Source organism: Bacteroides coprosuis (assembly GCF_020741705.1).
GTDB classification, from domain to species: domain Bacteria; phylum Bacteroidota; class Bacteroidia; order Bacteroidales; family Bacteroidaceae; genus Bacteroides_E; species Bacteroides_E coprosuis.
Genome location: NZ_DYYK01000072.1, coordinates 19,441 through 28,383 on the forward strand (window position 1 = coordinate 19,441; position 8,943 = coordinate 28,383).

Annotated in this window: 6 protein-coding genes; 4 read left to right on the plus strand and 2 right to left on the minus strand. The window is 35.4% G+C overall.

What is annotated here, in order from left to right; all coding sequences use genetic code 11:
• Entirely contained in the window at positions 1 to 3,102 is a 3,102-nt protein-coding gene (locus K8V80_RS04270) for an efflux RND transporter permease subunit (protein WP_276775694.1), read from the minus strand.
• Positions 3,102 to 4,289: an efflux RND transporter periplasmic adaptor subunit gene (locus tag K8V80_RS04275; RefSeq protein WP_040310446.1), complete on the minus strand. Its 1,188-nt coding sequence runs from the start codon at positions 4,287 to 4,289 to the stop codon at positions 3,102 to 3,104. The genes K8V80_RS04270 and K8V80_RS04275 overlap by 1 nt, the downstream gene beginning before the upstream one ends.
• A 426-nt stretch (positions 4,290 to 4,715) precedes the next feature.
• Between K8V80_RS04275 and K8V80_RS04280 the strand changes: the two genes are divergently transcribed.
• The 4 genes from K8V80_RS04280 (at position 4,716) to K8V80_RS04295 (ending at position 8,553) form a co-directional block, all read left to right on the plus strand.
• Positions 4,716 to 4,985 (plus strand): hypothetical protein, encoded by a 270-nt coding sequence (locus K8V80_RS04280; protein ID WP_006745519.1) that lies wholly within the window; start codon positions 4,716 to 4,718, stop codon positions 4,983 to 4,985.
• Between the two features lie 98 nt (positions 4,986 to 5,083).
• Entirely contained in the window at positions 5,084 to 5,629 is a 546-nt protein-coding gene (locus K8V80_RS04285; protein ID WP_006745520.1) for a 1-acyl-sn-glycerol-3-phosphate acyltransferase, read from the plus strand.
• Between the two features lie 5 nt (positions 5,630 to 5,634).
• Positions 5,635 to 6,423, plus strand: a complete 789-nt coding sequence (locus K8V80_RS04290; protein WP_276775695.1) for an amidohydrolase — start codon at positions 5,635 to 5,637, stop codon at positions 6,421 to 6,423.
• Positions 6,424 to 6,561: 138 nt separating this feature from the next.
• Entirely contained in the window at positions 6,562 to 8,553 is a 1,992-nt protein-coding gene (locus K8V80_RS04295) for a glucosamine-6-phosphate deaminase (RefSeq protein ID WP_276775696.1), read from the plus strand.
• Positions 8,554 to 8,943: the final 390 nt, after the last annotated feature.

Sequence of the window (8,943 nt, forward strand, 5' to 3'; positions counted from 1 at the left end):
CTATCCTCTCTTTTTTCTTAACTTACCTTTCATCTTATAAATTAAAACGAAGAAGAAAGGAACAAATATAATACCGATGGCTGTTGCAAAGATCATTCCAAAGAATACTCCCGTACCAATAGCTTTTCTACTTGCCGACCCTGGACCCGAGGCCAGAACCATGGGCAACATACCCAGAATAAAAGCCAAAGATGTCATCAGAATAGGACGGAAACGCAAACGGGCAGCATACAAAGCCGAATGTATCAAATCTTCACCTTTATCTACTTGAACTTTAGCAAACTCCACAATAAGAATAGCATTTTTAGCTGCCAGCCCCATTAACATTACTAAGCCAATTTGAAAATAGATATCATTCTCTAACCCACATATCCATACTCCCAAATAAGAACCTAATGCAGCGACAGGGAGAGTTAGTAATACAGCTATAGGAACTGACCAACTTTCATATTGAGCTGCTAAGAATAAGAAGACAAATAAGAATACCAATGCTAAAACAACTCCCGTTTGACCACTAGCTTTTTGCTCTTGGTAAGAGAGTCCACTCCATTCTACACCGATATTTTGTGGAAGGTGTTCTTTAACAATATCTTCCATAATTTTCATAGCCTGACCAGAACTATATCCATGAGCAGCCTGACCAGTAACCACAGTAGAAGTAAACATATTAAATCGAGTCATACTTCCTGGGCCTGCTGTAAACTCTGCATGACCTAATGCAGGTAAAGGTATCATAGATCCATTATTGGCCCTTACAAAGAAATAGTTCATATTTCCCTTGTGTTTACGATACTCAGCTTCTGCTTGAATATATACCCTATAAATACGATTAAACATATTAAAGTCGTTGACATATACAGAACCCGTATAAGCCTTCATAGCGGCATAAATATCAGGTACAGGTACTCCTAGGAATTTAGCTCTATCTCTATCCACATTGAAGAAAAGTTGAGGAATTTCTGCTTGAAGTGATGAAGATACACCCACTAATTCCTTACGCTGTTCTGCATAATACATCAAAGTATCAACGGCAGCTACTAAATCTTGGAACGTAGCGTCTGCACGAGCTTCAACTTGCATTTCAAACCCTCCTGATGAACCTAGTCCTGGAACAACTGGAGGTGTGGAGATATAAACTTTAGACTCGGGATATTGAGAGAATTCTTCTCTAACTTGTGCCATCACTTCTTCAATCTTGACATGATTCCTCTCATCCCAAGACTTTAAAATAACTGTCAACAAACTTCTTGCTTGGCTGGTACCTACTCGAGCACTACTACCAGTAACATTCTGAACATAAGCTACGGCAGGTATTTCAAGTAAATAGTTGATAGCTCTATCCGTTATTTTTCTAGTTCTTTCAAGGGTTGATCCCTCTGGCAACTCCAATTCCACTTTAAAGAATCCTTGATCTTCGACAGGTAAGAAACTAGTTGGTAATACCTTATTCAATACAAAGATCAAAACGAGCATCATACCAAAAACTCCTACTACTCGCTTAGGGTGTTTTACGACCTTTCGAATAGCATCAATATATTTATGATTCCCAATATTAAGCCAAAGATTGATTCTTCTAAAAATAAAATTTTTCTTTCCTGTTTGCGGTTTTAATATTAAAGAACACATCACAGGACTTAACGTCAAAGCGACGATTGTAGATATAATAACCGATACTGCAATAGTAATAGTAAACTGACGATATAAGGAGCCTGTAATACCAGAAAGGAAGCTCACGGGAACAAATACAGCCACCAGCACTAAAGATGTAGCTATCAATGCACCAGTTAACCCCGACATAGCTTTCTTTGTCGCATCATAAGCATTCAGTTTCTCTTCTCGCATAATCAGTTCCACACTCTCGACGACAACAATAGCATCATCTACGACAATACCAATAGCTAAAATCAAACCTAGTAAAGTCAGTAAATTCAGTGAGAAACCAAAAATAAGCATCATACCAAATGTTCCTATTAAAGAAATAGGTACAGCAACTACTGGTATTAAAGTAGCTCTCCAACTTTGTAAAGAAAGGAAGACTACTAAAATCACTAAGGCGAGAGCTTCAAATAAAGTTTTATATACCTCACTGATAGATTGAGAAATATAATCAGTAATATCAAAAGTTACTTCATGCGATAAACCATCAGGGAAATTTGCACTGATTAATTCCATCACTTCTCTCACTTCCTTAGATACATCAACAGCATTAGCTCCTGGGAGCATATAAACATTTAGTACAGCTGCATTTTCACCATTTATACCACTCTCAGTAGAATAAGAAGATGCCTCAAGCGATACTCTCGCTACATCTCTTAATCGAATAATAGAGCCATCAGGGTTCGCACGAAGTACAATATCTTCAAATTCTGCAACTGAAGATAAACGGCCTTGAGTAGTAATTGGAATTGTTATATCCAATCCCTCTACGGGTTGCCCCCCTAAAATACCCGCTGCTGATTCTGTATTTTGCTCTTTCAAAGCATTCTTTAAATCACCAACAGTTAACCCAAAGTTTGCCAACTTATCAGGCTGCACCCATATCTGCATTGCATAATATCGGCTACCCACATTGGATACCCTACCGACTCCAGGAATACGCCTAAGTAAATCGACCACATTAATAGTAGCAAAGTTACTCAGATAGATTTCATCAAATTTAGGATCATCTGATTTTAGACATAACGTCATCAACTGACTAGGAGATTTTTTCTCCACCGATATACCATTTTGAACCACCTCAGCAGGCAATCTTGATTCTGCTAATTTAACACGGTTTTGTATCTCTACAGCTGCTAAGTCAGCATCTACTGAAATATCAAAAGTTATTGAAGCAGAGAAACCTCCCGTATTTGAACTAGACGACTCCATATACAACATACCTGGTGTACCATTTAATTCCTGCTCTATGGGAGTTGCTACTGCCTGAGAAACCGTAGTAGCACTAGCACCCGAATAAGAAGCACTAATACTCACAACAGGCGGAGTAATCTGTGGATATTGATCAATTGGTAATAGTTTTAGCCCTATAAATCCCAGAATGACAATTAAGATTGAAATAACAGCCGAGAATACAGGTCTATCTATAAAAAAGTTTACTTTCATTACTCTTCTTCTTTATTAGGTTCAACAGGCAAATCTACAATTCTCACTTTAGTATTAGAAGCTAATTTATGATAGCCTTCTGATACTATCATTTCTCCTTCACGTAGACCTCTTTCCACAACTACTTGGTTGTCGAACTCTGGACCTAATTCTATAAATGTTTTCTTTGCGATAGAGTCATTATTGATAATAAAAATATAAGCCCCTCCTTTTTCTGTAATCACAGCTTTTTGTGGAACGACCAATGCATCTTCTATCAAATCTAGTAGAAGCTGCACTCTAGTAGATTGTCCGGGCAATAAAATTCCATTGGGATTGGGTATTTCTGCACGCACACTAAATGTACCCGTATTGGGATCAACTTGAGGTTCGGCAAAATCGACAAATCCTTTTTCAGGATAAATAGATTGGTCAGCCATCGTAATCGTAACATTAGGCTGCCAAGAGCGAGTAGAATCTCTTTTTCCTAAATTGACATTACGCTTTTTACTACGTAGGTAATCCAAATCAGTCAAGCTGAAGTCTACTAATACAGTATCACTTTTCACAATAGTAGCTAAAAGAGATTTTCCACCTGGACCTACAAGTGTTCCTAAATCCGCACTACGTTGACTTATTTGTCCTGCTATAGGCGATTTTACAACAGTATAACTTAATTCAAGTCTGGCTTGATCCAGATCGGCTTTACTCATATCCATTGAAGCTTGAGCACTTTCATAAGCAGCCTCAGCATTATCTAAGTCCAACTGGCTAGCTGCATTTTGAGCATATAAAGGCTTAATACGTTCGTAATCCCTTTTTGCCTTTAAAGCAAGTGCTTGATCTTTCTTCAATTGAGCTTCTGCTTTTTTAACTTTAGCCTTATATGTAGTTTGATCAATTATAAACAAAGGTATATCTTTACCAATAGGGCTACCTTCTGCAAATAACATTTGCTCTAGATACCCCTCTACACGAGCACGAACCTCAACAAATTGGTGAGCTCGAATACGACCAACATATTCTCCATAAATAGATACATCAGTTTTTTTAACTCGTTCCATACTAACCACAGGGTTTACCTCTACTATTTTAGGTTTACGCGTTACTAAATAGTACACTACAATACCTAAACAAATTACAATTAACGAGATTAAAACTTTCCTGTCTTTTATAAAAGATAACTTACCATGAAGGAAACCTTTCATATTACTCCCCATATTATTCAATTTTACTGTATCTAAAAAACGTTCTTACTTTTACTCTACATCTTATCTGACAAAGAGTAAGCCAAAAAACAAAGCATACATATCAACCTCTATATTAACCTATTAAGAAATTATAGAATTCATTTGCCATGTGTAGGGCATACCCATAAATTGTAGATTTTATACACAATATTACTTCAAAGTTGCAAAGATAGAGCTTTTTATAAAAAAATGAAGTACTATTTACACAGTTGACATCCAAATGAAATATGCTTCATATTAACTCTAAGATAAAGATTATATTCTAAATATCTTACAGTCAAATCAATAACTTTGTTGAATAATATATATTCCTACTAAAAGGAACTTTTGATAGATAAAAGAGTTATATTTGCCTATAATGTTTCACCATATAAAGAATAAGTTATGGCTAGTAGAAGAAAACTGAAGAAAAATGTAAACGCTATCATAGAAGATCTATTTATGCACAGCATGATGCAAGAGCTTCTTAATCCTGAAATAGATAAAAACAAAGTAGATGATATATTAACTCGCATCTACAATGCAAAAAATGAGTTTCTTAGCAGAATCAGTCATACTGAGCCTGGTAATGTAAAAGAATATTACAAAAAATTTCGTGAAGACTTTTCGGAAGAAACAAGTCAAATTATTGCTGATATTGTAGCTCTTAGCTAACAATTATAAACTTATTAATGAGGTTAGAGGTATATTAATTGATTTTAAGATATTTCTAACCTCATTTTTTATATACTTCGGTGAACTAATTTTTAAATATGAAACAAAAGTTTTTTAAATTTATTTTTGATCGTCTTTTGGGCTGGAAGGCTATTTTTGATGTAGAGATTCCTGATAAATGTGTTATTTGTGTTGCCCCACACACTTCTAATTGGGATTTATTGATGGGTAAAATATTTTATGCTGCATACAATAGAAAAGCTTCTTTTATGATGAAAAAAGAATGGTTTATTTTCCCCTTAGGCCTTCTTTTTAAAGCTATTGGCGGTATCCCTGTAAATAGAAGTAAAAATACATCACTAGTAGATCAGATGAGCCAAAAATTTGCCTCAACAGATTATTTTAATCTAGCAATCACACCCGAAGGCACAAGAAAAGCAAATACGAACTGGAAAAAGGGATTTTATTTTATAGCAAAAGGCGCCAACGTACCTATTATTTTAGTAGGACTCGATTATGGAACAAAGACAATCCAAATAGGAAAAAGATTTATACCATCAGGTGATATTGAAAAGGATATGCCGATCATCAAAGACTTTTTTAAGGATTTTAAAGGGAAAAACCCTGAGAAGTTTGTTCTATAGATAATATGGAAAATCTAAGGCTCACTCTGGTGCAAATGGATATAGCTTGGCTAGATAGACAAGCGAACCTCAATTATCTCTCAAAACTATTTCTAAAACTAAAAGGACAAACAGACTTAGTAGTCCTTCCTGAAATGTTTACCACAGGTTTTACAGAGAAAAGCAAAGAGTTTGCCGAGCCTATGAATGGGCTTACTATACAGTTTTTAAAAAAGATGGCTACTGACAATGGATTTGCCATAGCAGGTAGCATAATAATAGAGGAAGAGCCATCTTTTTACAACCGTTTTTTATTCATTACTCCTGAACAAAAAGTTTATCATTACGATAAAAAACATCTCTTCCGACTAAGTGGTGAAATCGATAATTATACCGCAGGCAAAAGTAAAATAATCATACATTACAAAGGGTGGAATATCTGCCCTCAAATCTGTTATGATTTACGCTTTCCTGTTTGGAGCCGAAATGTTAATAACGAGTATGATTTATTAATCTACTCTGCTAGCTGGCCTAAAAGTAGGATTGATGTTTGGGACTCATTATTAAAAGCCAGAGCGCTTGAAAATCAATCCTTTGTATGTGGAGTTAACAGAATAGGCATTGATGGTAATCAATTAATCTATAATGGTAAAAGTATTCTATTCGATGCTAAAGGTCGAACAATGAGCACAATAGAGGAAAACAAAGAAGAATACCAAACTGTTAATTTGTCTAAATATTCGTTATCAACCTTTAGAGAAAATTTTCCCGTATGGAAAGATTCAGAATCCTTTCAATTCATTAAGAATCTTTAAATCAAATAATTGTTAAAAAAAGATAGAACCCTCAACAATACCTATTTCTAGGTAGTTCTATTCATAAACAACTTTAGTATCTTTGTGATACTAACATTACATAGTAATCAAATCTAACAATACTTTATTATAGAATTTATGAAAACTAACTTAAGTTCTCAAATAACTCTGAACCGTGTATCTCCGAAATACTACCGTCCAGAAAATGCTTTTGAGAAATCTGTCCTAACTAGATTAGAAAAGCTACCTACAGACATTTTTGAATCCTTCGAAGAAGGAGCCAATAAAATTGCTTGTGATATTGCACAAACAATTCGTGACAAACAGAAAACTGGCCGCAATTGCGTTTTAGCTTTGACTGGTGGTGACACACCTCGCAGCATATTCCAAGCATTAATAAAAATGCACAAAGAAGAAGGTCTAAGCTTCCAAAATGTAATTGTTTTTAATTTATACGAATACTATCCATTAGCATCAGATGCTATTAATAGTAATTTAAATGAATTGAAAGAGATGTTCTTGGATCATGTAGATATTAATCCAGCAAACATCTACTCACCTAATGGAACAATTGAAAAAGACCTTATATTTGAACATTGTGCTCAATACGAACAAAAAATTCAAGAAGTAGGTGGAATAGATATTACTCTTTTAGGAATTGGTAGATTAGGTAATATCGCATTTAACGAACCAGGTTCACGCCTAAACTCAACTACTCGCCTTATTTTATTAGATAGCACATCTCATGATGAAGCATCAAAGATATTTGGTGGTGTGGAAAAAACACCTATTAGCTCTATTACAATGGGTATAGAAACCATACTAGATTCTAGTAAAATCTATTTAGTTGCTTGGGGAGATGAAAAAGCAGATATTATTAAAAAATCTGTAGAAGGTGAAGTATCTGATGTTATTCCTGCAACATTCTTACAAACTCATAGCAATACACGTGTAGTAATTGATTTACTTGCTGCAGACAAACTAACACGTATCAAACACCCATGGTTAGTAACATCATGTGATTGGAATGACAAACTAGTGCGTAGCGCTATTGTATGGCTTTGCCAATTAATAAACAAACCAATTCTTAAACTAACCAATAAGGATTATAACGAAAATGGCTTAAGTGAGCTTCTTGCTCTTTATGGTTCTGCCTATAATGCAAACATTAAAATATTTAATGATTTACAAAGAACAATTACTGGATGGCCAGGAGGTAAACCAAACGCAGATGATACTTATCGCCCAGAAAGAGCGAAACCATACCCTAAACGTGTTGTAGTATTCTCACCACACCCTGATGATGATGTTATTTCTATGGGAGGAACTATCCGCCGTTTAGTAGAACAAAACCACGAAGTACACGTAGCTTACCAAACTTCTGGAAACATTGCTGTAGGTGATGAAGAAGTAGTACGTTTCTTACATTTCATCAATGGCTTCAACCAAATCTTCAATGAAAGTAAAGATGAAGTTATTAATGATAAGTACAAAGAGATTCGTGAATTCCTACACAATAAAAAAGATGGAGATATAGATACCAGAGATGTATTAACAATCAAAGGACTAATCCGTCGTGGTGAAGCACGTACAGCATGTACATACAATAATATTCCTCTAAACAGATGCCACTTCTTAGATCTACCTTTCTATGAAACAGGTAGAATTCAAAAGAACCCTCTAGGTGAAAAAGATGTTGAGATTGTTCGTGCCTTACTTCAAGAAGTAAAACCTCATCAAATTTTTGTAGCTGGTGACCTTGCTGATCCACACGGAACTCACAAAGTATGTACCGATACAGTATTAGCTGCTATTGACTTAGAAAAACAAGCAGGAGCTAAATGGCTAGATGATTGCCGCATTTGGATGTATCGTGGCGCTTGGGCTGAATGGGAAATTGAAAACATTGAAATGGTTGTACCGATTAGCCCTGAAGAGCTAAGAGCGAAACGTAACTCTATTCTTAAACATCAATCTCAGATGGAAAGTGCTCCTTTCTTAGGTAATGATGAACGTTTGTTCTGGCAACGTAGTGAAGATAGAAACAGAGGTACTGCTGCTTTATATGACAATTTAGGACTTGCTTCGTATGAAGCAATGGAAGCATTCGTAGAATATATTCCACTATAAGATAATTTATAGTTATACAATACAAAGCCCCCCGTTTAGCGCTGCTAAACGGGGGGCTTTTCTTTAAACTATTTTTTAAACGCATATTATAAGCCTACACTAAAGCCCTGTTTTACAGACCCCAGTTTGTATCATGACACCGACATGACAATACTTTGACACCGATATGTCGTTGTCTTGTCGGTGTCAGAATAGAGCTCTTTCAAAGAAAAAGAGGTTACCCCAAATCAAGGTAACCTCTCTATTTATTTATTAAACTTGTCTCGTCCTAATATAGCGTTACAACAAAAAGATGAATAGAATGAAAGAATCAAAAAGTCAGTATGTTAAACGCACGCAAAAGGATTATACTTTATCCTTTAAATTGGAAGTAGTCGGTCAAGTAGAACG

What these genes read in the sequence shown, in the direction of transcription:
- K8V80_RS04285 (WP_006745520.1), top strand. Translation starts at nt 5,084, where the DNA reads ATGAAACAAAAGTTTTTTAAATTTATTTTTGATCGTCTTTTGGGCTGG.
- K8V80_RS04280 (WP_006745519.1), top strand. Translation starts at nt 4,716, where the DNA reads ATGGCTAGTAGAAGAAAACTGAAGAAAAATGTAAACGCTATCATAGAA.
- K8V80_RS04270 (WP_276775694.1), bottom strand. Translation starts at nt 3,102, where the DNA reads ATGAAAGTAAACTTTTTTATAGATAGACCTGTATTCTCGGCTGTTATT.
- K8V80_RS04290 (WP_276775695.1), top strand. Translation starts at nt 5,635, where the DNA reads ATGGAAAATCTAAGGCTCACTCTGGTGCAAATGGATATAGCTTGGCTA.
- K8V80_RS04295 (WP_276775696.1), top strand. Translation starts at nt 6,562, where the DNA reads ATGAAAACTAACTTAAGTTCTCAAATAACTCTGAACCGTGTATCTCCG.
- K8V80_RS04275 (WP_040310446.1), bottom strand. Translation starts at nt 4,289, where the DNA reads ATGAAAGGTTTCCTTCATGGTAAGTTATCTTTTATAAAAGACAGGAAA.